Below are 221 nucleotides of genomic sequence, written 5' to 3'. Positions count from 1 at the left end.
ACCTCACCCATCGAATGCCCCATCACCGCATCGGGTTCCACCCCGTAAGACCGCCACAACGCCGTCAACGCCAACTGCACGCCCATGATCACCGGTTGCACCTGAGCGTCGCCGCGAACCGGTTCGCCGCGTTCGAGGATCTGTTGCAGGGAGAAGCCGACCTGCTCGACGAACACCGGCTCCAACTGCGCCACCGCAGCCGCAAACCCCGGCTCCTCCAC

1 protein-coding gene is annotated in these 221 nt (G+C 65.6%); it reads right to left on the bottom strand.

All coding sequences use genetic code 11. The features are described 5' to 3' along the window. Positions 1 to 221: acyltransferase domain-containing protein (locus AC3A6P_RS36230; RefSeq protein WP_487697487.1), on the bottom strand; the 221-nt coding region annotated here is incomplete at both ends.

The organism is Mycobacterium sp. Soil_C_30, assembly GCF_057656995.1.
This window is presented reverse-complemented; position numbering and strand designations above follow the sequence as displayed.